This is a genomic window from Serratia sp. CY52157, assembly GCF_052168495.1.
GTDB lineage: Bacteria > Pseudomonadota > Gammaproteobacteria > Enterobacterales > Enterobacteriaceae > Serratia > Serratia ureilytica.
In genome coordinates, this window is sequence record NZ_JBJNMO010000001.1 from 1,150,481 (window position 1) to 1,173,403 (window position 22,923).

Annotated in this window: 24 protein-coding genes; 8 read left to right on the forward strand and 16 right to left on the reverse strand. The window is 59.4% G+C overall.

The window, feature by feature from the left end; all coding sequences use genetic code 11:
* Positions 1 to 42: 42 nt before the first annotated feature.
* The 7 genes from ruvB to ACJ8IP_RS05505 form a co-directional block, all read right to left on the reverse strand.
* Entirely contained in the window at positions 43 to 1,047 is a 1,005-nt protein-coding gene (ruvB, locus tag ACJ8IP_RS05475) for a Holliday junction branch migration DNA helicase RuvB (RefSeq protein WP_033643352.1), read from the reverse strand.
* Positions 1,048 to 1,066: 19 nt separating this feature from the next.
* Positions 1,067 to 1,678 (reverse strand): Holliday junction branch migration protein RuvA, encoded by a 612-nt coding sequence (gene ruvA / locus ACJ8IP_RS05480; protein ID WP_033643353.1) that lies wholly within the window; start codon positions 1,676 to 1,678, stop codon positions 1,067 to 1,069.
* A 112-nt stretch (positions 1,679 to 1,790) separates the two neighbouring features.
* Positions 1,791 to 2,312 (reverse strand): crossover junction endodeoxyribonuclease RuvC, encoded by a 522-nt coding sequence (ruvC, locus tag ACJ8IP_RS05485; protein WP_004932367.1) that lies wholly within the window; start codon positions 2,310 to 2,312, stop codon positions 1,791 to 1,793.
* A 57-nt stretch (positions 2,313 to 2,369) separates the two neighbouring features.
* Positions 2,370 to 3,113 (reverse strand): YebC/PmpR family DNA-binding transcriptional regulator, encoded by a 744-nt coding sequence (locus tag ACJ8IP_RS05490; protein WP_004932370.1) that lies wholly within the window; start codon positions 3,111 to 3,113, stop codon positions 2,370 to 2,372.
* Positions 3,114 to 3,132: 19 nt separating this feature from the next.
* Entirely contained in the window at positions 3,133 to 3,579 is a 447-nt protein-coding gene (gene nudB, locus ACJ8IP_RS05495) for a dihydroneopterin triphosphate diphosphatase (RefSeq protein WP_004932373.1), read from the reverse strand.
* Entirely contained in the window at positions 3,579 to 5,363 is a 1,785-nt protein-coding gene (gene aspS / locus ACJ8IP_RS05500) for an aspartate--tRNA ligase (RefSeq protein WP_033643354.1), read from the reverse strand. Before aspS ends, nudB begins: the two co-directional genes overlap by 1 nt.
* Positions 5,364 to 5,437: 74 nt before the next feature.
* Entirely contained in the window at positions 5,438 to 5,668 is a 231-nt protein-coding gene (locus ACJ8IP_RS05505; RefSeq protein ID WP_320204121.1) for an FmdB family zinc ribbon protein, read from the reverse strand.
* 215 nt (positions 5,669 to 5,883) lie between these two features.
* On the opposite strand from ACJ8IP_RS05505, the gene ACJ8IP_RS05510 reads away from it, so the two are divergent.
* From ACJ8IP_RS05510 to cmoB, 5 genes are all read left to right on the forward strand, one after another.
* Positions 5,884 to 6,462 (forward strand): hydrolase, encoded by a 579-nt coding sequence (locus ACJ8IP_RS05510; protein ID WP_033643355.1) that lies wholly within the window; start codon positions 5,884 to 5,886, stop codon positions 6,460 to 6,462.
* Between the two features lie 52 nt (positions 6,463 to 6,514).
* A complete protein-coding gene (locus ACJ8IP_RS05515; protein WP_204351001.1) occupies positions 6,515 to 7,330 on the forward strand; it encodes a DUF72 domain-containing protein in 816 nt (271 codons plus the stop codon).
* 102 nt (positions 7,331 to 7,432) lie between these two features.
* On the forward strand, positions 7,433 to 7,828 hold the full coding sequence (locus ACJ8IP_RS05520) for an MAPEG family protein (protein WP_004932387.1): 396 nt from the start codon (positions 7,433 to 7,435) through the stop codon (positions 7,826 to 7,828).
* Between the two features lie 102 nt (positions 7,829 to 7,930).
* Positions 7,931 to 8,674 (forward strand): carboxy-S-adenosyl-L-methionine synthase CmoA, encoded by a 744-nt coding sequence (gene cmoA, locus ACJ8IP_RS05525; RefSeq protein WP_033650946.1) that lies wholly within the window; start codon positions 7,931 to 7,933, stop codon positions 8,672 to 8,674.
* The gene (gene cmoB, locus ACJ8IP_RS05530) at positions 8,671 to 9,642 is read left to right on the forward strand and encodes a tRNA 5-methoxyuridine(34)/uridine 5-oxyacetic acid(34) synthase CmoB (protein ID WP_147838032.1); all 972 of its coding nucleotides are present in this window, start codon (positions 8,671 to 8,673) and stop codon (positions 9,640 to 9,642) included. The genes cmoA and cmoB overlap by 4 nt, the downstream gene beginning before the upstream one ends.
* 36 nt (positions 9,643 to 9,678) lie before the next feature.
* Here the strand turns inward: cmoB and ACJ8IP_RS05535 are convergent, their stop codons facing one another.
* From ACJ8IP_RS05535 to cutC, 3 genes are all read right to left on the reverse strand, one after another.
* A complete protein-coding gene (locus ACJ8IP_RS05535; RefSeq protein WP_147838033.1) occupies positions 9,679 to 11,529 on the reverse strand; it encodes an FKBP-type peptidyl-prolyl cis-trans isomerase N-terminal domain-containing protein in 1,851 nt (616 codons plus the stop codon).
* Positions 11,526 to 11,930 carry a hypothetical protein gene (locus tag ACJ8IP_RS05540; RefSeq protein WP_033643360.1) on the reverse strand — a complete coding sequence of 135 codons (405 nt, stop codon included), beginning with the start codon at positions 11,928 to 11,930 and terminating at the stop codon, positions 11,526 to 11,528. Before ACJ8IP_RS05540 ends, ACJ8IP_RS05535 begins: the two co-directional genes overlap by 4 nt.
* A 431-nt stretch (positions 11,931 to 12,361) precedes the next feature.
* On the reverse strand, positions 12,362 to 13,120 hold the full coding sequence (gene cutC / locus ACJ8IP_RS05545) for a copper homeostasis protein CutC (protein ID WP_033643362.1): 759 nt from the start codon (positions 13,118 to 13,120) through the stop codon (positions 12,362 to 12,364).
* 101 nt (positions 13,121 to 13,221) lie between these two features.
* Between cutC and ACJ8IP_RS05550 the strand changes: the two genes are divergently transcribed.
* The gene (locus tag ACJ8IP_RS05550; RefSeq protein ID WP_164106980.1) at positions 13,222 to 14,370 is read left to right on the forward strand and encodes a MalY/PatB family protein; all 1,149 of its coding nucleotides are present in this window, start codon (positions 13,222 to 13,224) and stop codon (positions 14,368 to 14,370) included.
* On the opposite strand, the gene ACJ8IP_RS05555 is transcribed toward ACJ8IP_RS05550, so the two are convergent.
* Both ACJ8IP_RS05555 and ACJ8IP_RS05560 read right to left on the reverse strand, forming a co-directional pair.
* A complete protein-coding gene (locus tag ACJ8IP_RS05555; RefSeq protein ID WP_164106979.1) occupies positions 14,367 to 14,933 on the reverse strand; it encodes a VOC family protein in 567 nt (188 codons plus the stop codon). The genes ACJ8IP_RS05550 and ACJ8IP_RS05555 overlap by 4 nt on opposite strands.
* 475 nt (positions 14,934 to 15,408) lie before the next feature.
* Complete coding sequence (locus ACJ8IP_RS05560) at positions 15,409 to 15,567, reverse strand: hypothetical protein (RefSeq protein ID WP_154219869.1); 159 nt, start codon at positions 15,565 to 15,567, stop codon at positions 15,409 to 15,411.
* 200 nt (positions 15,568 to 15,767) lie between these two features.
* Between ACJ8IP_RS05560 and argS the strand changes: the two genes are divergently transcribed.
* Entirely contained in the window at positions 15,768 to 17,498 is a 1,731-nt protein-coding gene (gene argS, locus ACJ8IP_RS05565; RefSeq protein WP_033643365.1) for an arginine--tRNA ligase, read from the forward strand.
* Between the two features lie 66 nt (positions 17,499 to 17,564).
* Here the strand turns inward: argS and murJ are convergent, their stop codons facing one another.
* From murJ to rimJ, 4 genes are all read right to left on the reverse strand, one after another.
* Entirely contained in the window at positions 17,565 to 19,100 is a 1,536-nt protein-coding gene (gene murJ / locus ACJ8IP_RS05570; protein ID WP_033643367.1) for a murein biosynthesis integral membrane protein MurJ, read from the reverse strand.
* 106 nt (positions 19,101 to 19,206) lie between these two features.
* Positions 19,207 to 20,127, reverse strand: a complete 921-nt coding sequence (locus ACJ8IP_RS05575) for a Gfo/Idh/MocA family protein (protein WP_164106978.1) — start codon at positions 20,125 to 20,127, stop codon at positions 19,207 to 19,209.
* Positions 20,120 to 20,764, reverse strand: a complete 645-nt coding sequence (locus tag ACJ8IP_RS05580) for a YceH family protein (RefSeq protein ID WP_042784746.1) — start codon at positions 20,762 to 20,764, stop codon at positions 20,120 to 20,122. Before ACJ8IP_RS05580 ends, ACJ8IP_RS05575 begins: the two co-directional genes overlap by 8 nt.
* 9 nt (positions 20,765 to 20,773) lie before the next feature.
* On the reverse strand, positions 20,774 to 21,358 hold the full coding sequence (gene rimJ / locus ACJ8IP_RS05585; protein WP_033644290.1) for a ribosomal protein S5-alanine N-acetyltransferase: 585 nt from the start codon (positions 21,356 to 21,358) through the stop codon (positions 20,774 to 20,776).
* Between the two features lie 346 nt (positions 21,359 to 21,704).
* Here rimJ and mdtH point away from each other — a divergent pair, with 346 nt between their 5' ends.
* A complete protein-coding gene (mdtH, locus tag ACJ8IP_RS05590; protein WP_033643370.1) occupies positions 21,705 to 22,910 on the forward strand; it encodes a multidrug efflux MFS transporter MdtH in 1,206 nt (401 codons plus the stop codon).
* Positions 22,911 to 22,923: the final 13 nt, after the last annotated feature.

Here is a 22,923-nt window from a genome sequence, read left to right on the forward strand (position 1 = left end):
AGGGCCGCATCTGCGGCCCTTTCTTATTGGCGGATTAAAAACTTACGCTTCGCGTTCGAGGCCGAAATGCCGGTAGGCGTGCTGCGTCGCCAGACGGCCGCGCGGCGTGCGCTGGATAAAGCCCTGCTGGATCAGGAACGGTTCGATCACGTCTTCGATGGTCTCACGCTCCTCGCCGATCGCCGCCGCCAGGTTATCCAACCCGACCGGGCCACCGGTAAACTTGTCGATAATCGCCAACAGCAGTTTGCGATCCATATAGTCGAAGCCTTCGGCATCGACGTTAAGCATATCGAGCGCCTGCGCCGCCACCGCGCCGCTGATCACGCCGTTGGCGCGCACTTCGGCGAAGTCGCGCACCCGGCGCAACAGACGGTTGGCGATACGCGGCGTGCCGCGCGCGCGGCGGGCTACCTCATGGGCGCCCTCGTCGGACAGCTCCAGCCCCAGGCACCCGGCGCTGCGTGAGACGATGTGCTGCAGATCGGCCACCTGATAAAACTCCAGCCGCTGGACAATGCCGAAGCGATCGCGCAGCGGTGAGGTCAGCGAACCGGCGCGGGTGGTTGCACCCACCAAGGTAAACGGCGGCAGATCGAGCTTAATCGAGCGCGCCGCCGGCCCTTCGCCGATCATGATATCCAGCTGATAGTCTTCCATCGCCGGATACAGCACCTCTTCCACCACCGGTGACAGACGGTGAATCTCATCGATGAACAACACGTCATGCGGTTCAAGGTTGGTCAGCATCGCCGCCAGATCGCCCGCCTTCTCCAGCACCGGGCCGGAGGTGGTACGCAAATTCACGCCCATTTCGTTGGCCACGATGTTGGCCAGGGTGGTTTTCCCCAGCCCCGGCGGACCGAAGATCAGCAGGTGGTCGAGCGCGTCGCCGCGCTGCTTGGCCGCCTGGATGAAAATCTCCATCTGCTCGCGCACGTGCGGCTGGCCAACATATTCGGTCAACAGCTTGGGACGAATGGCGCGATCGAGGACTTCTTCCTCGTTGAGCGGTTCGGCGGAGATCAGGCGATCGGCTTCAATCATTATCTACCTCTTAGCGGCCTTACAAAGCAGCGCGCAACGCGTCGCGGATCAGGGTCTCGCAGTCGGCACCCGGTTTGGCAATTTTGCTGACCATGCGGCTGGCTTCCTGCGGCTTATAGCCCAGCGCCACCAATGCCGAGACCGCTTCGGCCTCCGCATCCGCCTCAGGCGCTTTCTCAGCGGCGGACGGCAAGCTGATCTCGCTGCTGTTGAACAGATCGCCGTTGAGCCCTTTGAAGCGGTCTTTCATCTCTACCACCAGGCGTTCGGCGGTTTTCTTGCCCACGCCCGGCAGCTTGACCAGCGCGGTGATCTCTTCACGCTCCACCGCGCTGACGAACTGCTGCGCGGACATGCCCGACAGGATCGCGAGCGCCAGTTTCGGCCCGACGCCGTTGACCTTGATCAGCTCGCGGAACAGCGCGCGCTCTTGCTTATCGTTGAAACCATACAGCAGCTGCGCGTCTTCGCGCACCACGAAGTGGGTAAACACGATGGCCTCTTGCCCCAGTTCCGGCAGCTCGTAAAAGCAGGTCATCGGCATGTGCACTTCATAGCCCACGCCGTTCGCCTCCAATAACACCAGCGGCGGCTGCTTTTCCAGAATATTTCCTCTGAGACGACCTATCATTTACCCTCCTGCAGAATGACCGGGCATGGCGCCCTGCCATGCCGTTGCTGGTAAAGCTTATAACATAAAAAAGGCTGGATGAATATCCAGCCTGAGCAATCATCGCTTCGCGTCAGCGCAAACGCCCGCGCGCCAGGTTAAGCCGCCCTTCGCTCATCCGCAGCACGTTCTGGCTGAGGTGGCAGTGGGTGATGGCGATGGCCAGGGCGTCGGCGGCGTCCGCCTGCGGGTTGGCCGAGAGTTTGAGCAGCGAGCGCACCATGTGCTGCACCTGCGCCTTTTCGGCTGCGCCGGTGCCGACCACGGTTTGTTTGACCTGCCGCGCCGCATACTCGAACACTTCCAGATTCTGATTCACCGCCGCGACGATCGCGACGCCGCGCGCCTGGCCGAGCTTGAGCGCCGAATCCGGGTTCTTGGCCATAAACACCTGTTCGATGGCGAAGAAGTCTGGCTGAAACTGGGTGATGATCTCGCTGACGCCGGCGTAAATCAGCTTCAGCCGCGTCGGCATGTCGTCCACCACCGTGCGGATGCAGCCGCTGGCGATATAGCTCAACTGGCGGCCCTGCTGGCGGATAAGGCCATAGCCGGTGACGCGTGAGCCGGGATCGATACCGAGTATGATCGCCATATCTACATCCACCTTGCATTCACGGCGCCGCCTGATGGCGGCGCCCGTTTTACCGGATTACAGCGTCGCCGCCACTTCGTCGGAGATCTCACCGTTATGGTAAACTTCCTGCACGTCGTCGCAGTCTTCCAGCATATCGATCAGGCGCAGCAGCTTAGGCGCCGTTTCCGCGTCCATGTCGGCCTTGGTCGATGGGATCATCGACACTTCCGCCGCTTCAGCTTCGAAGCCCGCCGCGGTCAGCGCGTCTTTCACCGCGCCCAGGCTTTCCCAGGCGGTGAACACGTCGATGGCGCCATCGTCATAGGTCACGATGTCTTCCGCACCGGCTTCCAGCGCCGCTTCCATCACGCTGTCTTCATCCAGGCCCGGTGCGTAAGTGATTACGCCCTTCTTGGTGAACAGGTAGGCGACGGAACCGTCGGTACCCAGGTTGCCGCCGCATTTGGTGAAGGCGTGACGCACTTCCGCCACGGTGCGGTTACGGTTGTCACTCAGGCATTCGATCATGACGGCGGTGCCGCCAGGGCCGTAGCCTTCGTAGATGATGGTTTCCATGTTGGTATCATCATCGCCGCCCACGCCACGCGCGATCGCCCGGTTCATGGTGTCGCGCGTCATGTTGTTCGACAGCGCCTTGTCCATCGCCGCGCGCAGACGCGGGTTGGAATCCGGATCGCCGCCGCCCAGCTTCGCGGCAGTGACCAGCTCACGAATAATCTTGGTGAAAATTTTACCGCGCTTGGCGTCCTGCGCCGCTTTACGGTGCTTTGTGTTGGCCCACTTACTATGACCTGCCATAAAAAATCTCCGAAAAAAACTACTGGACTGAATTGATCACGAACTCTTCAATCGCCTGCTGATTGCTCCACGACTTGGTCAACTTCACGGCCTCGGCCGCCTCAAGCCATTGGTAAGCGTGATGCTCGGTAATCACCGGATCGCGCTCCTCGGGCAACGCCAGACAGAACCAGTGCTCTTTATTGCGCGTGGTTCCCGGCGCATAGCGATGTCGCAAATGGACAAAGAGTTCAAACTCCACGCAGCGTTGGCAATCGAACAACGGCAGGTGCTCTGCTTCGATATCGATGCCGACTTCTTCCATGACTTCACGCCGCGCGGCATGCGGCGGCGACTCATCCTGCTCCAGACTGCCGGTGACCGACTGCCAGAACTCGGTATCGTCGCGCCGCTGTAACATCAGCACCCGACCACTGGATTTCGCGTAAATCACTACCAGGATAGATTCAGGGCGCTTATAACTCATCACTCGCTCTCTTGTTCCGCACCGGCTTTCTTTACCACGCTGATCGCCAGCTCCTGCAGCGACGCCGGGTTGGCGAAGCTCGGGGCGTCGGTCATCAGACAGGCCGCCGCGGTGGTTTTCGGGAAGGCGATCACGTCGCGGATATTGTCGGTGCCGGTCAGCAGCATCACCAGACGGTCCAGGCCGAAGGCCAGGCCGGCGTGAGGCGGCGTGCCGTACTTCAGCGCGTCCAGCAGGAAGCCGAACTTCTCGCGCTGTTCGTGTTCGTCGATGCCCAGAATGCTGAATACCGTTTGCTGCATTTCGCTGCGGTGAATACGCACCGAACCGCCGCCCACTTCGTAACCGTTGATGACCATGTCATAAGCGTTGGCGATAGCGTTGACCGGCGCTGCGGCCAGCTCTTCCGGGCTCATGTCGCGCGGCGAGGTGAACGGGTGGTGCATCGCCGCCAGGCCGCCCTCTTCGTCTTCTTCGAACATCGGGAAGTCGACCACCCACAGCGGCGCCCAGCTGTCGAGTTGGGTCAGCCCCAGATCGCGCCCCAGCTTCAGGCGCAGTGCGCCCATCGCATCGGTGACAATCTTGAAGCTGTCTGCGCCGAAGAACAGGATGTCGCCGGTCTGCGCGTCGGTACGCGCCAGGACAGCTTCCAGCACTTCCGCGCTGAGGAATTTGGCGATCGGGCTCTGCACGCCTTCCATGCCGGCGGCGCGGTCGTTGACCTTCAGCCAGGCCAGGCCTTTCGCGCCGTAGATGTTGACGAAAGCGCCGTACTCATCGATCTGCTTGCGGGTCAGCTGTGCGCCGCCCGGTACGCGGATCGCCGCCACGCGGCCTTTGGCGTCGTTGGCCGGGCCGGAGAATACTTTGAACTCGACGTCCTTGACCAGGTCGGCCACGTCCACCAGCTCCAGCGGGTTACGCAGGTCCGGCTTATCGGAACCAAAGCGACGCATCGCTTCGGCGAAGGTCATGACCGGGAAATCGCCCAGATCCACACCCTTCACGTCCAGCCACAGTTCACGCGCCAGTTTCTCCATCACTTCACGCACCTGGTCGGCGGTCATGAAGGAGGTTTCGACGTCGATCTGGGTAAATTCAGGCTGACGGTCCGCACGCAGGTCTTCGTCACGGAAGCATTTGACGATCTGATAGTAACGATCGAAGCCGGACATCATCAGCAGCTGTTTAAACAGCTGCGGAGACTGCGGCAACGCGTAGAATTTGCCCTTGTGCACGCGGCTCGGCACCAGGTAATCGCGGGCGCCTTCCGGCGTCGCTTTGGTCAGCATCGGCGTTTCGATGTCGAGGAAGCCGTGGCTGTCCATGAAGCGGCGCACGAAGCTGGTGATTTTGGCGCGGGTCTTCAGACGCTCGGCCATTTCCGGGCGGCGCAGATCCAGGTAGCGGTATTTCAGGCGCGCTTCTTCGCTGTTGACCTGGTTGGAGTCCAGCGGCAGCGGCTCGGAGCGGTTGATGATCTCGAGCGCGTGGGCAAACACTTCCACTTCGCCGGTGGCCATATCTTTATTGATCTGGCTGTCCGGACGCGCACGCACGGTGCCGACGATCTGGATGCAGAACTCATTGCGCAGGTCGTAGGCCTTGTCGAACGCCACTTTCTCGTCCGGATCGAAGAACACCTGCACGATGCCTTCGCGGTCGCGCATATCAATAAAGATCAGGCCGCCGAGATCGCGACGACGATTGACCCAACCACACAGAGTGACTTCCTGGCCCACGTGGGACAGATTCAACTGCCCGCAATATTCAGTACGCATACGCTATCCTTTTACACAGCCGATGCCGCGCCGGGCTAGTGCGCCCCTGTCGCGCGGCTGTTATCTGATAAATTCTACTTGTTACCCGGTTTAAAATCCGTCGCATACCAGCCGGTGCCCTTAAGCTGGAAACCGGAAGATGAAATCAACTTGGTCAACGCGGGCTGCCCACACGCCGGGCAGTCTGCCAGCGGCGCATCGGAAAATTTTTGCAATTTCTCTAACCGATGGTTGCAAGCACCACATGCATATTCATAAATCGGCATAGGTCGTTGGATTAAAGAGTGTTGAAAAAAGGGAGTCATTATAAAGGAAATTCATCCGCCCGATAAGTGCGAACACAGCATTGTTACTGCACTAAATGGCGCGTTTTTGTTCGAATCAACACATCGGTTAACAAATTTCCCATTAACCTGCGACAGTTTTTTCACGTAGCCTGATTCTCCCCCGGTTTTGCGCCGAACGCAGCTCGCCCGACGCGCCGAACAGTTTTTATCCACTTCGCAACGAGATGAAATCCATGCTGAAACTTGACGCCCAAACCACCGCTCTGGTGCTGATCGATTTGCAAAACGGCATTCTGCCCTACGCCGGCGGCCCGCACGGCGCCGACCAGGTGGTGGCGAACGCCGCCCTGCTGGCCGCGCGTTTTCGCATGCTGGGCGCGCCGGTGCTGTTGGTGCGCGTCGGTTGGTCAGACTCCTTCGCCGAGGCGCTGAAACAACCGGTGGATAAACCGGCTCCCGCGCCCGCCGGCGGTTTGCCGGCCACCTGGTGGGAGTTCCCCGCGCCGCTGGCGGTCTGCGACAGCGATATTCTGATCACCAAGCGCCAATGGGGCGCCTTCTACGGCACCGATCTGGACTTGCAGCTGCGCCGTCGCGGCATCAAATCCGTAGTCTTGGGCGGCATATCCACCAATATCGGCGTGGAATCCACCGCCCGCGCCGCCTGGGAACACGGCTATGAGCTGGTGATCGCCGAAGACGTCTGCAGCGCGCAGAACGCGGAAATGCACCGTTTCGCGTTCGAACACATCTTCCCGCGTTTGGCGCGGGTGCGCGACACCGGCGAAATTCTTGCCGCGCTCGACCGGTAACGTTAAGTTGTAGCCTGATAAGCCAAGCACAAGTAAAGGAAGACAAGCCGTGATCTACATCGGACTGCCACAGTGGCAACATGCAGCCTGGAACCGTATCGGGCTGCGCGACTTGGCGGATTACAGCCGCTACTTCAACTGTGTGGAGGGCAACACCACCTTCTATGCGCTGCCGAAGCTGGAAATCGTGCAGCGCTGGCGCGACATGACCGGCGACGATTTTCGCTTTTGCTTCAAATTCCCGTCGGACATCAGCCATAAGGCCGCCCTGAGCAACTGCGCCGCCGAGCTGCAGGCGTTTTACCACTGCCTGAGCCCGGTGCATCAACGCATCGGGCAATTGTGGCTGCAGTTGCCAGCCGCCTTCGGCCCCGATGAGCTGCCGCGCATGTGGCAGTTCTTCGAAAGCCTGCCGCAGGAGTTCACTTACGGCGTCGAAGTGCGTCATCCGGCATTTTTCGCCAAAGGCGAGGAAGAGCGCGCGTTGAATCAGGGGCTGCATCAGCGCGGCATCAATCGGGTGATCCTCGACAGCCGCCCGGTGCATCACGCCGCCCCTAATACCGCCGCCGTGCGCGATGCCCAGCAGAAAAAACCGAAGCTGCCGGTGCACGCGTTAGTCACCGCCGACCAACCGCTGGTGCGTTTTATCGGCGGCGACCAATTGGCCGACAACCTGCGCTGGTTCGAAGCCTGGCAGCAAAAACTGCCGCTGTGGCAGCAACAGCATCAACCGTATCTGTTTATTCATACGCCGGACAACGGCGATTCGCCCCAGCAAGCACAAAAAATTTGGCAGCAGCTGCGCCGGGCGATCCCCGATTTGCCTGCGCCGCCGGACTGGCCAGAGCAAAATGCACTGTTTTGACCTATTAATCTGACCAATAACATCAAATATTTCCCCGCGACAGTGAATACAATGACGGCTATGATGCTGGCTGCCAGTTTTGGTTAGGGAACGGAGTTAAAAATGGTAAGCGCGCTTTATGTGGTGCTCGGCGCATTGTTGTTGATCAAACTCTCTTATGACGTTGTCAGATTAAGGATGCAGTACCGCGTAGCCTACGGCGACGGCGGTTTTTACGAATTGCAGACCGCCATCCGCGTGCATGGCAACGCCGTTGAATACATTCCTATCGCTGCTGTATTGCTGGTGATTATGGAAATGAACGGCGCGGAAATCTGGATGATCCACCTTTGCGGCCTGATGCTGATGGCCGGGCGACTGGTGCATTACTACGGTTTGCGCAACCGCGAGGTTCGCTGGCGTCGTTCGGGCATGGCCGCGACCTACATCTCTTTGTTGTTGATGGTTCTGGCAAATATCTTCTATCTGCCCTGGGATCTGATTTTCAGCCTGCATTGATCCCGTTTTATCATCAGGCGGCCGCGCCGCCTGCTTCCGCTCCGCTTTTTTACGCTTTTCTGTTAGACTACGCAGCTTCGAATTCTGAACTGATTTGCCGCTATGCCAAACCGCGATACTCTTTTCTCAGCCCCCATCGCCAAACTGGGCGACTGGACCTTCGACGAACGCGTCGCCGAAGTGTTTCCCGACATGATCCAACGCTCCGTTCCCGGCTATTCCAACATCATCTCGATGATCGGCATGCTGGCCGAACGTTTTGTGCAACCCGACAGCCGGGTGTATGACCTGGGCTGCTCGCTGGGCGCGGCGACGCTGTCGATGCGGCGGAATATCAGGGTGCCCGGCTGCACTATCGTCGCCGTCGACAATTCGCCGGCGATGGTGGAACGTTGCCGCCGCCATATCGACGCCTTCCGCGCCGACACGCCGGTCGACGTCATCGAAGCCGATATTCGCGACATCGACATCGAAGACGCCTCGATGGTGGTGCTGAACTTTACGCTGCAGTTCCTCGAACCTGCCGATCGCCTGCGCCTGCTGGAAAAAATTTATCGTGGCCTGCGCCCGGGCGGCGCACTGGTGCTGTCGGAAAAGTTCAGCTTTGAAGACGCCGAAGTCGGCGAGCTGCTGTTCAACATGCACCACGATTTCAAGCGCGCCAACGGGTACAGCGAGCTGGAGATCAGCCAAAAACGCAGCATGCTGGAAAACGTGATGCTCACCGACTCGGTGGAAGCGCACAAGGCGCGTCTGCAACAGGCCGGATTCGAGCATGCCGAAGTGTGGTTCCAGTGCTTCAACTTCGGTTCATTGATCGCTCTGAAAGCGGGGGATGCGCAATGATCGAGTTTGGCGACTTCTATCAGCGCATTGCCAAAAGCCCCCTCAGCCACTGGCTGGATACGCTGCCCGCTCAGCTGAGCGCCTGGCAGCGCGAATCGCTGCACGGCAAATTCAAGCAGTGGTTCAACTCGGTAGAGCATTTGCCGACGCTGACTCCCACCCGTCTCGATCTGCTGCACGGCGTGCGCGCCGAGATGGAGCCGGGGCTGTCGCCGGGCCAGCTTGAAGGCATTGAGAAAATGCTGCGCACCCTGATGCCGTGGCGCAAAGGGCCCTTCTCGCTGTATGGCATCGATATCGATACCGAATGGCATTCCGATTGGAAATGGGATCGCGTACTGCCGCACATTTCTCCGCTGGCCGGCCGCACCATTCTCGACGTCGGCTGTGGCAGCGGCTATCACCTGTGGCGCATGATTGGCGCCGGCGCACACTTCGCCGTGGGTATCGATCCGATGCAGCTGTTCCTGTGCCAGTTTGAAGCCGTGCGCAAACTGTTGGGCGGCGATCAGCGCGCCCATCTGCTGCCGCTCGGCATCGAGCAGTTGCCGGATCTGGCGGCGTTCGACACCGTGTTCTCGATGGGGGTGCTGTATCATCGCCGCTCGCCGCTCGATCATCTCTATCAGTTGAAAAATCAGCTGGTGGCTGAAGGTGAGCTGGTGCTGGAAACGCTGGTGGTGGAAGGCGACCGTCACCAGGTGCTGGTGCCGGGCGATCGTTATGCGCAGATGCGCAACGTGTATTTCATCCCTTCCGCCGAAGCGCTGAAATGCTGGCTGGAGAAGTGCGGCTTTGTCGACGTGAAGATCGCCGATATGTGCGTCACCAGCCTCGAAGAGCAGCGACGCACTGACTGGATGACCAGCGAATCGTTGGCCGAATTCCTCGATCCGAACGATCGCAGCAAAACGGTCGAAGGCTATCCGGCGCCGCTGCGCGCCGTGCTGATCGCCAAAAAGCCCTAGCGCACGCTAATCGGGCCGGCCTACGCCGGCCCGCCTTCACCCGTTACTGACATCGACAATCCGCAGTTCATAAACCATCGTCGCGTTTGGCGGGATCTGCGGCGCATAGCCAGTTTCACCGTACGCCAACGCCGGCGGCACCACCATCGTCAGCGAGCCGTGATTTTTCAGATGGCCGATAGCCTCGCGGAACAACGGCGGATAGGCGGAGAGCGGCTGGGACATCACCTTCCCACTGCGATCCATATCCTGAATCACGCGACCGTCGGTTAAACTTTCTTTCACCACGATATCCACCCGCGCGTTTTCCGTAATGGCCTCATCACCCGCATAATCGATGCGATACCAGAAACCGGAAGGCGACTTCTGCGTGCCCTTCTTCTTTTGGAACTCGGCGACGAACGCCTCACCTTTGCTGGCCTGCGTCTTCGCCGCCTGGTTTCTGGCGTCGTTCACCGCTTTTTCCGACTCCGCCAGTGCGCTGGTCAACTGCGCATCGCTCAACTGGTAATGGCCGTTGAAGGTATCGATCACGCCCGCCAGCAGCACGGTTTTGTCGGGCGTGATACCCCAATTTTTACGCTCCGCCAGCATCGTTTGAATATCGCGCCCCAAAGCGACACCGGCGGCATAGCTCTGTTGCTCCGGCTTTTTCTTCAGCGCTTGCCTATCCGGCAGCCATTTGGCCCGCGATCTCAGCCCGTCCAGTTCCTCACGCAAGGCTTGCTGCGCCTGATGCGCGGCCGCCAGCTCCGTCGCCGTTTTATCCGCCTGTTGCGCCGCTTTATCCCGTTGCTGCGCAGCCTGCGCGCTTTCCGCCGTTACCACCGCCAAACGTTGTTCCAACGCTTTAGCTTGCTCGGTTTGCGTCTTGTTTTTTTCCTGCAGCTGCGCCAGCTGCTGCTGAAGTTCACCCGCCGCTTTGGCGGCCTCTATCTTTTGTTGCTCCAGCGCCGCCTTCAGGTTTTTCTCTTGCTGCTCGGCCTGCTGGCGTTGGTCATCACGCTCTTTTTGCAGCGCTGCCAGCTGCTGCTGAAGTTCCCCCGTCGTTTTGGCGGCCTCGGCCTTTTGCTGCTCGAGCGCCATCTTCAGGTTTTTCTCTTGCTGCCCACCCTGCTGGCGTTGGCTTTCCTGCTCTTTTTGCAACTGCGCCAATTGTTGTTGCAGTACGCCGAGCGCCTTGGCGGCTTCGGCCTTCTGCTGTTCCAGTTCAGCGGCGGCCGCTTTTTGGTCCTGTTCATAACGCTGGCGCGCTTTATCATTGGCAGCTTGCGCCGCCGCCAGTTTCTCCTGCCAAACCTGTTGCTGCGCGTTATCAGACTGTTTTGGCAACGCCGCCAACCGTTGCTCCAGCGATGCGATGCGTCGATCCCGCTCCTCGGTTTGCTGCTTTTGCCGCGCTAACGCCGCTTGCGCCTCGGCGATTTGCGCCTGAGCCTTACGCTCCTGCGGCGTCAGGTTCAGCGCCTGTCGCACGCCGCTGGCAAAGTCGCTCAACGCGCTCAGATCGGGCGCCGGAGCCGGTTTATCGGCAGCCGCCAGGGAAGACGCGACGCGCAACGCGGTCAGCTCCTGCTGCAGTGATTGAATGGAAGCCTGCTGTTGCTCCAATCGGGCATCTTTCTCGCGCAGCGCCTTTTGCCACTGCGCCAACTGCTGCTTCTGCGCCGTCGCCTCACGCGTTTGAACCGGCCGGGATGCCGACTTCTGGGGAACCGGGGGTTGCGTGACGGCGGCATCAGCCTCCGCGGCCGGTGCATCCTGCCGCTGGTAGCGCTCGGCAAACTGCAATAACGCCGGCACATCGTCATCCGCAGCGGCCACCGCCGGCGCAAACGCCAACGGTATCATCAGGCTCAGTAACGCCTTTCTCGCACGCGGGGTCATTGGGTGCGCTCTCCACGCTCAGCCAGACCGGTCATCATGGCAGAACTGATGTCTGCGCACAGACGGCTGGTGCGATAACGATACAGGGCGTCAACGGTTTCCTGCGTCCCCGTGTTGACCCGCTGACGCACCCCGGCATACTGCGCGGCGCCGCCCATCAAAGCATCGAATTCGCGTTTGAATTTTTGGTATTTTTCGTTATCCATGCCGCGCATGGCATCCAGCTCGCGCTGGCACTGCTGCATGCGTTCGGCCTCACGTTGCCGTTTGTCTTGCTCCGCAATTTCTTCTGCGCTGGGGGGCTTACTTAAGGTTGAAACAGGCCGCTTGGTGGTCTGGCAGCCGGTCAGGGCCAAGGTCAGCAAAAGCGCAGCGGTCAAACAGTGTGCCGTACGGGTCATTATCGTTATCTCCTTGTAAAGTCCGCCGTCGACGTGCTCTGTGGCTGCGCCGACGGCTCTCCTCATTGGTGCTGTGATGTTCCGGCCATAAAAACCGGCGGTGAATAGGTATAGAAATGCAGACGCGGTGATGAACGGCAGAGCGCAAATCATTCACCACGCCAATACATACCAAAAAATCATTTAATATTATGATATTTAAAGGATTTTAACTCACAAACTTATCAGCAGGGCATGACGAGCGCAAGAGAAGAGATGGCGCCTGACCGAGCGAGCAACAGTGCAGGAATGGGCGCAGTGTCTTAACAAGGCATAAAAAAAGCCCCGGCAAAACGCCGGGGCCTGGTACTTGCGTGATCACCGAAGGCCAGTGACACGCAAAGGGGTCTTACGGCCCGGAAACCGGTTATCAAACGCGGCTAGCTGCGTGTTTATGCGCTTTGCGCCAAGGGGTCAACCAAGGCCAGCGCGTTTTTCATCGCCTCCACCATTTCGCCATCCACGCAATAATGGCTAAATTCGTCAAACTCGTTATCGGAACACATGGTGACCCCCGCCTTGCGATAACGCATGGTCGATGGCACCAGATGGCCGGAAGAGCTATGCAATTCATGCAGGCCAATATCGACAAACTTGTGCAAATTGCTCAGACGCACGCCGGCGCCCGCCATGATCACCGGGCCCTGGCTGGCCTGACGCAAATCACGCAACAGCGGCAGGCCCAGTTCGGCGCTCTGCTGTTGACCGGAAGTCAGAATGCGCGCCACGCCCAGGTCGGTTAGTTGCTCCAGCGCCACCATCGGGTTTTGACACATGTCGAATGCGCGATGGAACGTGACAGCCATCCCCTCGCACAACGTCATTACCTCGCGCATCCGCGGCAGATCGATATGCCCTTCTTCGTCCAGCATGCCGACGACCACGCCGGGGAATCCCAACTCGCGGATCTGGCGGATATCCTGCTTGATCACCTCGAAATCCACCGCGCCATAACAGAAATCGCCACCGCGAGGGCGTACGATCGGATGAACCGGAATCGAAACCCGTTCCCGCGCCAAACGCAGCGTGCCATAACTCGGCGTCAATCCGCCCTCGCTCTGGCTGGCGCATAACTCGATACGATCGGCGCCCGCCCGTTCGGCCGTTAGCGCGCAGTCGACGCTAAAGCAACAAACTTCCAGTTTTATCATTGTCACCCCCAGATAACGGCCAACATACGGCGGCAATTGTTCATTTCTTCATTTCTCACGTAGGCTCATGCTTAGGCATAAACCGGCTCAGGGTTGTAACTATGGCATTCAATTTTGATCAATGGGTAGACCGCAGTCACAGTGACAGCGTTAAGTGGGATAAATATCGCGACCGCGACATCATTCCGCTGTGGGTCGCCGACAGCGACTTCGCCTCCCCGCCGGCGGTCATCGACGCCTTGCAGCGGCGCGTGGCGCACGGCGTGTTCGGCTACACGCACCCATCCCCCGGTCTTCTTGAGGTTTTTACCCGCCGCATGGTAGAGCGCTACCGCTGGCACATCAAGCCTGAATGGATCCTTTTCCTGCCCGGCCTGGTGTGCGGCCTGAACCTGTGCGTGCGCGCCTTCACCGAAGAACATCAGAGCACGCTCGCGCCCAGCCCCATTTATCCGCCATTTCGCAAAGCGGCCAAATTCGCCGGGCGCAAGCACCTCTCGGTACCGCTGGCGGCAGCAGGCCAACGTTGGGTGCTGGATTTTTCCGCGCTGCATGGGCAGCTCAGCGGCGATGAGAAGCTCCTGCTGCTGTGCAACCCGCAAAATCCTGGTGGCACCGTTTATCGTCGAGAAGAGCTGTCGCGGCACCATCAGTTCGCCCGCGAGCACGATTTAATCGTCTGTTCGGATGAAATCCACTGCGAATTGCTGCTTGAACCCGGCGCACGGCATATTCCTTTCGCCACCCTGAACGAAGACGCGGCCCAACGCAGCGTGACGCTGATGTCGCCGTCAAAGGCGTTTAATCTCGCCGGGCTGGGCGCCTCGATGGCGATCGTCCCTAATGAGGCGCTGCGACAAAAGCTGAAACGCGCGCGCAGCGGCATCGTGCCGGAGGTCAATCTGCTGGCGCTGGTCGCCGCCCAAGCGGCCTATCAATACGGGCAACCCTGGCTGGACGAGCAGTTGATTTATCTGCGCGCCAATCGCGATCGGGTGACAAAGCGCATCAACGCCATGCCGGGATTGAAGTTGTTGCCGATTGAAGCCACCTATTTGGCCTGGATCGACTGCGGTGCGTTGCCGGTGGACAATCCGCATCAGTTCTTCGAGCGCGCGGGCGTTGGATTAAGCGCCGGTTTGGATTTCGGCGATCGGCGCTTTGTACGACTGAACTTCGGTTGCCGGCGGGCTCTGCTCGATGAAGCGCTCGATCGCATGGCGCGGGCCTGCGCCACGCTGTTCGACTAGCCTTGCTCGCTGACGACAATGTCCCGAATGGAGTAAGGATGAAACTTGATCGTGACCGTTCCATCGGTGATGGCCAGCGTCGGGTTCGGCAACCGCTCGCCCTCGCCTTTTGGCGAGCTTTGCTTCAGTTTGATCCCCGGCGCCAGCAACGCTTCATCAGCGAGATGGCTCAGCGCGCGGGCGTGCAACGTCTGCGGATCGCCGCTCAGCACTAGCTCGACATGTTCCCACCCTTCATGCGGATACCGTTTCTCCCCGGGATACGGCAGCTCGACGCAATCTATCCGCCACGGCCCCACGGCCAGCGGCTGCTGTAAATCAAACAGACAGATAGGCCGCCCGTTGATCATCGATTCGGACAACAGTGTCCCGCACTGCATCAATCCCTGGCGCCAGCGTTCGGCGGTAGCGTTCTGGTGACAGCGCAAGGAAATGTGATCGGCGGTAAACGAGGACAGGTCAAGCTGCAATCTGGCGGCGAATTGTTGCAACGCCTGCTCGAAACGCGGCAGGTCGAGCCTCAGATCGTCAAGCTCGGCAATGGCCTGCAAGGGATTGGTCATAGAAACCTCAAAACAACGAGCGCAAAGTTAAAGGCCGTAATTTACACGGTGGCGACGGCGCTCGCCAGAGTGGCGAGATTTTTCAGCGGCAGTACAGCATAATTTTCGGTTCTGGATGGGGGACGAAAAACCCAGCGCTTATTGAGATGGCAGCTTATTAATTCGGCAATTAAATAAAAAATAGGATTTTTCGCAGGCAATTATATCATTTCCTTATGACAGTAAGATTTAAGTTATTTTGCACAAAACCCTCCGCCACCTGCGGGCTAAATCGATTGATTTTTTTCGCTTAATCAAACCTCACCCACTTATATAAGTCACACAAAACATGAAGTTTAACCAATTGTAAACAAAGAGAATGCCGCGCAAAAAATGATGGAAAACTAAGGATTATCTTAATTTAATGCCGGGCAATTGATTCACCCACTCAACTCGGCTACTTTGGGGGAAATTTAAATTAGAGATGATCATTATGTTATTGCTGACGATATCCTTGGTGTTGATAATTATCGCCGTATACGCCATCTACCGTCATTTTAAATCTCGCAGCACCAATACGCTGGATTCCGGTCGCCGCAATAAAAAACGCTAGCCCCTCATTTTTTCCACCGTATATCTTCTCTCGGTTGTCCATCTTTTATCCCCACGGCAATAACGCGCGCCTCCGCAACTGTTTCATCGCTGCGGTCGCGCCAACTGCTGACGGGCTCCCTCAGATCGGTTACAATTGCAGGCTGTTTTGTGGAGGTCGCCGCCGCCCGCGCGCCGTTGGCCACCACCGTTGAATCCCTCGGGGGCTGGTTTCGGCCCCTCGTTCGTCATTAAGGTAACCCGGTGAATATTCAGGTTCTTCTTTCAGATAAAGTCAGCCAGGCGCTGATCGCCGCTGGCGCGCCAGCGGATTGCGAAGCGCAGGTCCGCCCATCCGCCAAGGCGCAGTTTGGTGATTACCAGGCCAACGGCGTGATGTCAGTCGCCAAAAAGCTGGGCATGCCGCCCCGTCAGCTGGCGGAAAAAGTGGTGCAACTGCTGGATCTCGGCGACGTCGCCAGTAAAGTGGAAATCGCCGGCCCCGGCTTTATCAATATCTTCCTGAACAGCGACTGGGTCGCCCGCCAGGCCGACCAGGTGCTGAACGCACCGAAATTGGGCATTGCGCCGGTTGAACCGCAAACCATCGTTATCGACTATTCCGCGCCGAACGTGGCGAAAGAAATGCACGTCGGCCACCTGCGCTCCACCATCATCGGCGACGCCGCAGCGCGTACTCAGGAGTTTCTGGGCCATAAAGTGATCCGCGCCAACCACGTCGGCGACTGGGGCACCCAGTTCGGCATGCTGATTGCCTACCTGGAAAAAATGCAGAATGAAAACGCCAGCGATATGGGCTTGTCCGATCTCGAGCAGTTCTACCGCGAAGCCAAGAAGCATTACGATGAAGACGCCGAGTTCGCCGAGCGCGCACGCGCTTACGTCGTGAAGCTGCAGGGCGGCGATCAATACTGCCTGAAAATGTGGCGCAAGCTGGTCGACATCACCATGGCGCAAAACCAGCTGACCTATAACCGCCTGAACGTCACGCTGACCGAAGACGACGTGATGGGCGAAAGCCTGTATAACGCGATGCTGCCGGGCATCGTCGCCGATCTGAAAGCCAAAGGGCTGGCGGTGGAAAGCGAAGGCGCCACCGTGGTGTTCCTCGACGAATACCAGAACAAGGACGGCGACCCGATGGGCGTCATCATCCAGAAAAAGGATGGCGGCTACCTCTATACCACCACCGATATCGCCTGCGCCAAGTATCGCTACGAGACCCTGGGCGCCAATCGCGTGCTGTATTACATCGATTCCCGCCAGCATCAGCACCTGATGCAGGCCTGGACCATCGTGCGCAAAGCCGGTTATGTGCCGGAGTCCGTCTCGCTGGAACATCACATGTTCGGCATGATGCTGGGCAAAGACGGCAAGCCGTTCAAAACCCGCTCAGGCGGCACCGTGAAGCTCTCCGACCTGCTGGATGAAGCCATCGAACGCGCCGAGCAGTTGATCGCCGGCAAAAACCCGGACATGCCGGAAGACGAAATGAAGACCATCGCTCGCGTGGTCGGTATCGGCGCGGTGAAATACGCCGATCTGTCGAAAAGCCGCACCACCGACTATGTTTTCGACTGGGATAACATGCTGGCCTTCGAAGGCAATACCGCGCCTTACATGCAATACGCCTATACCCGTGTGGCATCGGTATTCAAACGCGCCGGGATCGACGAAAGCAGCCTGACGCTGCCGCTGATCCTGACCGAAGAGCGTGAAATTGCGCTGGCCACTCGCCTGCTGCAGTTCGAAGAGGTGCTCACCGCCGTCGCGCGTGAAGGCACGCCGCACGTCATGTGCAGCTACCTGTACGATCTGGCCGGCTTGTTCTCCGGCTTCTACGAGCACTGCCAGATCCTCAACGCCGACAGCGAAGAAGCCCGTCAGAGCCGCCTGAAGCTGGCGCTGCTGACCGCCAAAACGCTGAAAACCGGCCTGGATACGCTGGGCATCGAAACCGTCGAGCGCATGTAAACCGCGCCGCGCGGAAAAGCAAAAAGGTCGCCGTGGCGACCTTTTTTTTTTACGCTTTCACTCGGCTCAGACGACCCGGCGCGCGAAATCACGCGGGCGGAAACCCAACCCGGCCAGCACGCCGAAGTAGGCTACCACACCGGCCACCACCACCGCCGCCAAGCGCAGCAAACGCTCCAGCATGTTGCCCTGATCCCAGGCCGGCATCAGCCACATCAAGCCAATCAGCACGGCCGACATCACCAGTACGGCAATCACCAGCTTAGTGAGGAACAGCGCCCAACCCGGCTGTGGCTGGAAGATTTTCTGCTTGCGCAGCTGCCAATACAGCAGCGCGGCGTTCAGGCAGGCCGCCAAACCGATCGACAGCGCCAGGCCGGCATGCTTCAGCGGACCGATAAACGCCAGGTTCATCACCTGCGTCATGATCAGCGTAATGATGGCGATCTTGACCGGCGTTTTGATGTCCTGACGCGAATAAAAGCCCGGCGCCAGCACCTTAACCACGATCAGCCCCATCAGCCCCACCGAGTAAGCCACCAGCGCGCGTTGCGTCATCGCCGCGTCAAAGGCGCTGAACTTACCGTACTGGAACAGCGAGACGGTCAACGGTTTGGCCAAAATACCCAGCGCGATGGCGCTCGGCAGCGCCAGCAGAAAGCACAGGCGCAGCCCCCAATCCATCAGGCGCGAATACTCGTCGTGGTTGCCGCTCGAGAAGCTTTTGGCCAGCGACGGCAGCAGGATGGTGCCCAATGCCACGCCCAGCACGCCGGAAGGAAACTCCATCAGGCGGTCGGCATAGTACATCCAGGACACCGAGCCGGACACCAGGAACGATGCGAAGATCGTGTTGATGATCAGCGAGATTTGGCTGACCGACACCCCAAGGATCGCCGGCCCCATCTGGCGCATCACCCGCCAGACCCCGGCGTCGCCCAATTTGATGCGCGGCAGCACCAGCATGCCGATCTTGCGCAGGTGCGGCAGCTGATAGCCCAGTTGCAGCACGCCGCCGACCACCACCGCCCACGCCAGCGCCAGCACCGGCGGGTGGAAATACGGCGCGGCGAACAGCGCGAAGCCGATCATGCTGACGTTAAGCAGCGTTGGCGCAAAGGCCGGGATCGAGAAACGGTTCCAGGTATTGAGGATCGCCCCCACCAGCGAGGCCAGCGAAATCAATAGAATATAGGGGAAGGTAATGCGCAGCAGCGCCGACGTCAGCGCAAACTTGTCGGGCGTATCGGTAAAGCCCGGCGCAGTGATATAGATCACCCAGGGCGCGGCCAGCATCCCCAGCACCGTCACCACCGCCAGCACCAACGTCAACAGCCCGGAGACATAGGCGATAAAGGTGCGCGTCGCTTCCTCGCCCTGCTGGCTCTTATATTCCGCCAGGATCGGCACGAAAGCCTGCGAAAATGCGCCTTCGGCAAAGATACGACGCAGCAGGTTAGGAAGTTTGAACGCCACGAAGAAGGCGTCCGTTGCCATGCCGGCCCCGAACACGCGCGCGACGATCGCATCGCGGGCAAAGCCCAACACCCGCGAAAACATCGTCATCGAGCTGACGGCAGCCAAGGATTTGAGTAGGTTCATGTGGTTGTCTGATAGGTACCGTAAATATCAACGCCTGCAACAGCAGGCGTCAGTGAAACAATCGGCTCAGTTTACGCATCCGGAAAAGAATAGCTACCGCCATATGTTACATAGAGTTATCGCGTAACAAACGCTCGACCACCCGCTGCGCAACCAGCGCCTGCTCGCCGCCGGTTTCCGGCGCGCTCTGATTGGCGACGGCGCAGAGGAAATGCCGCACCGCCCCGTCGAAACCGCGTTGCACCAGCGTGCTTTGCCAACCCGGCACCGGCTGTTCCAACTCGCCCTGCGCATCTTCGCGCAGCCAATGGCGCATATCGGTCAACTGATACCGCGCGCCGTCGGTCACCGCCTGCAGGCTTTCGCGCTGGCTGCCGCCGCGGCGATGCATACTGGTCGTCACCAGCGTATCGCCACAGGCGAAGTGGTGCTCGGCGTACAGCATTTCGCCTGCAGCGTTGGCGCGCACGCTGCCGCTCAGCAGTTGCTCGCCTCCGCCCGCCAGCCACAGGGCGGTGTCCACCACGTGCAGATAGTCATCCAGCAGGGTAAAGCGCAGATCGTGAGGGCCGACGCTGTCCGCCCGATGTTTATCCATGCGAATGGAAGCGGGCTGATTCATTTGCTGCTTGAGTTGGCGGTAAAGCGGCGCGAAACGGCGGTTGAACCCCACCATCAGCGTTTTGCCCCGCCGCTCGGCCAGCTCAAGCAACTGCTCGCCCTGCTCCAGCGTTTCCGCCAGCGGTTTATCGACGTAAACATGTACGCCACGGTTAAGCAGCTCGCCAATGACCGAAAAATGGCTGGCGGTGCTGCTGTGGACAAAGACCGCATCGCACTGTTCGGCCAAGCTGTCCAGCCGAGGGAAACAGGCCATGCGGTAGCTGTCGCACAGCGGCTGCGCTTTCTGTTGATTAGGCGAGAAGCCGCCCACCAGCGTCCAGTCCGCCGCCTGACTGAGGATCGGCAGGTAGGCCTTCTGCGCGATGCTGCCCAGCCCCACCACGCCCACGCGCAATTTAGTCATGCGTTTCCCTCGCCAACAGTTGCTGCACCTGCCGTTTCAGCTCCGCCACGTCGTTTTCCAACGCGCTGACCCTGGCGCTCAATTCACCGTCGATCTCCGACTCGAGCGCCGGCGGCGCCTCATCGATTGGCCCGCTGAACAGATGCATGAAGCGGCTTTCGCGCTTGCCCGGCTCGCGCGCCAGGCGCACCACGAACGGGCCGTCTTCGCGCGTGGTCAACTGCTGCAGCACCTGTTCGACCTCGCTGACATCGCTGAACTCGTGCATTCGGTTGGTGCGCGTGCGCAGCTCGCCCGGCGTTTGCGCGCCGCGCAGCAGTAAGGTGGCGATCACCGCCAGTTCGGCGGGAGAGAGCTTCAGCTGGCCAAACTCGGAATTGCAAAACCGCTGCTCGTATTTCACGACCCGATTGCCGAACCCGCTGAGGGTGCGCAGGAAATGTTTGCGCAGCAAGAGATCGAGGAGTTGCTGCACCTCGCTTTCGCTCAGATCCATCACCGGCTCGCGGTTGGTCTTTTGGTTACAGGCCAGGGTAATGGCGTTAAGCGAAAGCGGGTATTGGTCCGGCGTCGTCACCTGTTTTTCCAACAGGCAGCCGATGACCCGGGCCTCTTTGGCGTTCAATTCATATTTCATCGTTTGGCCTCAACGTGGGGGTAGCCACTCTTTATTGGTGTATGCCGTCAAAACGTGGTCTTGCCACTTGCCGTCGATCAGCAGGTAATCTTTGGCGTAACCTTCGCGTTCGAATCCCAGACGCGTCAGCAATGCGCCGCTGCGCTGGTTATGCGGCATATAGTTGGCCATGATGCGGTGCATGCGCTGTTGGCGCAGCATATAGCGGATGGCGGACTGCAAGGCTTCGAACATCAACCCCTGCCCCTGCCATTTCTCCCCCAGCGAATAACCGAGGAAGCAGGCGTGAAACGAACCGCGCAACACGTTGCTGAAGTTCGCCACGCCGCGGACTTCCTGCTCTTCCGGATCGAGCAGGATAAAATAGTAGGCGCTGCCCTGCTTTTGCATTTCAGCGATCATCCCCAGGCGCGCCTGCCAGCCGGACGGATAACAATGGCTTTCATCGCGCACCGGCTCCCAGGGTTTGAGAAAGGTCCGGTTCTCGGCATAATAGTCCGCCAGACGATAGGCGTCCCGTTCATGCACTAAACGGACCACCATCCGGTCGGTAGTAAGACGTACTTTTGGCGATGCAGAGCGGTAGCCGAACATCATTTCCCCCGCGGTCAAAACGGTTCGATAAGAAGTATTTATTAGGAAGCGTCGTGGATAATTATCCGACGCCGATCTGAGGCCATGACTTTATGTTGCCAATAGCGCCTCAGAACCGCGCTCCCTTGCATTCAATATAACCGTAGGCCGCCCCCGAGGTAAAATACCGGCCGCTCAGTAAATCGCCGAATACGCGTTTTACGGCGTTTTTCCGCCAATTTTGCAGTTCAGGTAACACCTTGACGATAAAAAAATATTATCTACTCCGCCCCTGTCGCCGTCCGCCAATTGGGTAGAGAATGGTGGGGTTGCCTTCCCCCTCTCTCTTAATTGCTCATGGTGATGCATGTCTCTGGTGTCGCAAGCGCGCAGCTTGGGTAAATATTTTCTGTTGCTCGACAACCTGCTGGTGGTTTTAGGCTTCTTTGTCGTGTTCCCGCTTATTTCGATCCGCTTCGTCGATCAGCTGGGATGGGCCGCGCTGATCGTCGGCATCGCGCTGGGTTTGCGTCAGTTGCTGCAACAAGGGCTCGGCATCTTTGGCGGCGCGGTCGCCGATCGCTTTGGCGCCAAGCCGATGATCGTCACCGGCATGCTGCTGCGCGCCGCCGGTTTCGCCACCATGGCGATGGCCGATGCGCCGTGGATCCTGTGGTTCTCCTGCGCGCTGTCGGCCCTCGGCGGCACGCTGTTCGATCCGCCGCGCACCGCTTTGGTGATCAAACTGACCCGTCCGCACGAACGCGGCCGCTTTTTCTCGCTGTTGATGATGCAGGACAGCGCCGGCGCGGTAGTCGGCGCGCTGATCGGCAGTTGGCTGCTGCAATACGATTTCCACTTTGTCTGCTGGGTCGGGGCGGCGATCTTCGTGCTGGCCGCAGGCTGGAACGCCTGGTTACTGCCGGCTTATCGCATCTCCACCGTGCGCGTACCGATGAAAGAAGGCATGTTGCGGGTCGTGCGCGATCGCCGCTTCCTCACCTATGTCCTGACGCTGACCGGCTACTATATGCTGGCGGTACAGGTGATGCTGATGCTGCCGATCGTGGTCAATGAAATTGCCGGCTCACCGGCGGCGGTGAAATGGATGTACGCGATCGAAGCGGCGCTGTCGCTGTCGCTGCTCTATCCGCTGGCGCGTTGGGGTGAAAAACATTTTCGGCTTGAACAACGCCTGATGGCGGGCCTGCTGCTGATGACGCTCAGCCTGCTGCCGATCGGCCTTGCCAGCAGCCTGCAAGGCGTGTTCACGCTGATCTGCTGTTTCTATCTGGGTTCGATCATCGCCGAGCCGGCGCGCGAAACGCTCAGCGCGTCGCTGGCCGATCCGCGGGCGCGCGGCAGCTACATGGGCTTCAGCCGCCTCGGGCTGGCGTTGGGCGGTGCGTTGGGATATACCGGCGGCGGTTGGATGTACGATACCGGGCGGATGATGAACATGCCGGAGCTGCCCTGGCTGCTGCTCGGCGCCGTCGGCTTCGCCACGCTGCTGGCGCTGTACTGGCAATTCAGCCCGCGGCGCAACGCGTCGGTGATACTGCGCGGCGGCTAACACCATAGAAATC

Bases quoted from the DNA above. Each gene is read 5' to 3' on its own strand.
- cutC (WP_033643362.1), bottom strand. From the start codon at position 13,120: ATGATAAAACTGGAAGTTTGTTGCTTTAGCGTCGACTGCGCGCTAACG.
- ACJ8IP_RS05540 (WP_033643360.1), bottom strand. From the start codon at position 11,930: ATGACCCGTACGGCACACTGTTTGACCGCTGCGCTTTTGCTGACCTTG.
- murJ (WP_033643367.1), bottom strand. From the start codon at position 19,100: ATGAACCTACTCAAATCCTTGGCTGCCGTCAGCTCGATGACGATGTTT.
- ACJ8IP_RS05510 (WP_033643355.1), top strand. From the start codon at position 5,884: ATGCTGAAACTTGACGCCCAAACCACCGCTCTGGTGCTGATCGATTTG.
- ACJ8IP_RS05575 (WP_164106978.1), bottom strand. From the start codon at position 20,127: ATGACTAAATTGCGCGTGGGCGTGGTGGGGCTGGGCAGCATCGCGCAG.
- nudB (WP_004932373.1), bottom strand. From the start codon at position 3,579: ATGAGTTATAAGCGCCCTGAATCTATCCTGGTAGTGATTTACGCGAAA.
- ruvA (WP_033643353.1), bottom strand. From the start codon at position 1,678: ATGATAGGTCGTCTCAGAGGAAATATTCTGGAAAAGCAGCCGCCGCTG.
- ACJ8IP_RS05555 (WP_164106979.1), bottom strand. From the start codon at position 14,933: ATGACCAATCCCTTGCAGGCCATTGCCGAGCTTGACGATCTGAGGCTC.
- ACJ8IP_RS05535 (WP_147838033.1), bottom strand. From the start codon at position 11,529: ATGACCCCGCGTGCGAGAAAGGCGTTACTGAGCCTGATGATACCGTTG.
- ACJ8IP_RS05505 (WP_320204121.1), bottom strand. From the start codon at position 5,668: ATGACTCCCTTTTTTCAACACTCTTTAATCCAACGACCTATGCCGATT.
- aspS (WP_033643354.1), bottom strand. From the start codon at position 5,363: ATGCGTACTGAATATTGCGGGCAGTTGAATCTGTCCCACGTGGGCCAG.
- rimJ (WP_033644290.1), bottom strand. From the start codon at position 21,358: ATGTTCGGCTACCGCTCTGCATCGCCAAAAGTACGTCTTACTACCGAC.
- ACJ8IP_RS05560 (WP_154219869.1), bottom strand. From the start codon at position 15,567: ATGGACAACCGAGAGAAGATATACGGTGGAAAAAATGAGGGGCTAGCG.
- ruvC (WP_004932367.1), bottom strand. From the start codon at position 2,312: ATGGCGATCATACTCGGTATCGATCCCGGCTCACGCGTCACCGGCTAT.
- ruvB (WP_033643352.1), bottom strand. From the start codon at position 1,047: ATGATTGAAGCCGATCGCCTGATCTCCGCCGAACCGCTCAACGAGGAA.
- mdtH (WP_033643370.1), top strand. From the start codon at position 21,705: ATGTCTCTGGTGTCGCAAGCGCGCAGCTTGGGTAAATATTTTCTGTTG.
- cmoB (WP_147838032.1), top strand. From the start codon at position 8,671: ATGATCGAGTTTGGCGACTTCTATCAGCGCATTGCCAAAAGCCCCCTC.
- ACJ8IP_RS05520 (WP_004932387.1), top strand. From the start codon at position 7,433: ATGGTAAGCGCGCTTTATGTGGTGCTCGGCGCATTGTTGTTGATCAAA.
- ACJ8IP_RS05550 (WP_164106980.1), top strand. From the start codon at position 13,222: ATGGCATTCAATTTTGATCAATGGGTAGACCGCAGTCACAGTGACAGC.
- cmoA (WP_033650946.1), top strand. From the start codon at position 7,931: ATGCCAAACCGCGATACTCTTTTCTCAGCCCCCATCGCCAAACTGGGC.
- ACJ8IP_RS05580 (WP_042784746.1), bottom strand. From the start codon at position 20,764: ATGAAATATGAATTGAACGCCAAAGAGGCCCGGGTCATCGGCTGCCTG.
- ACJ8IP_RS05490 (WP_004932370.1), bottom strand. From the start codon at position 3,113: ATGGCAGGTCATAGTAAGTGGGCCAACACAAAGCACCGTAAAGCGGCG.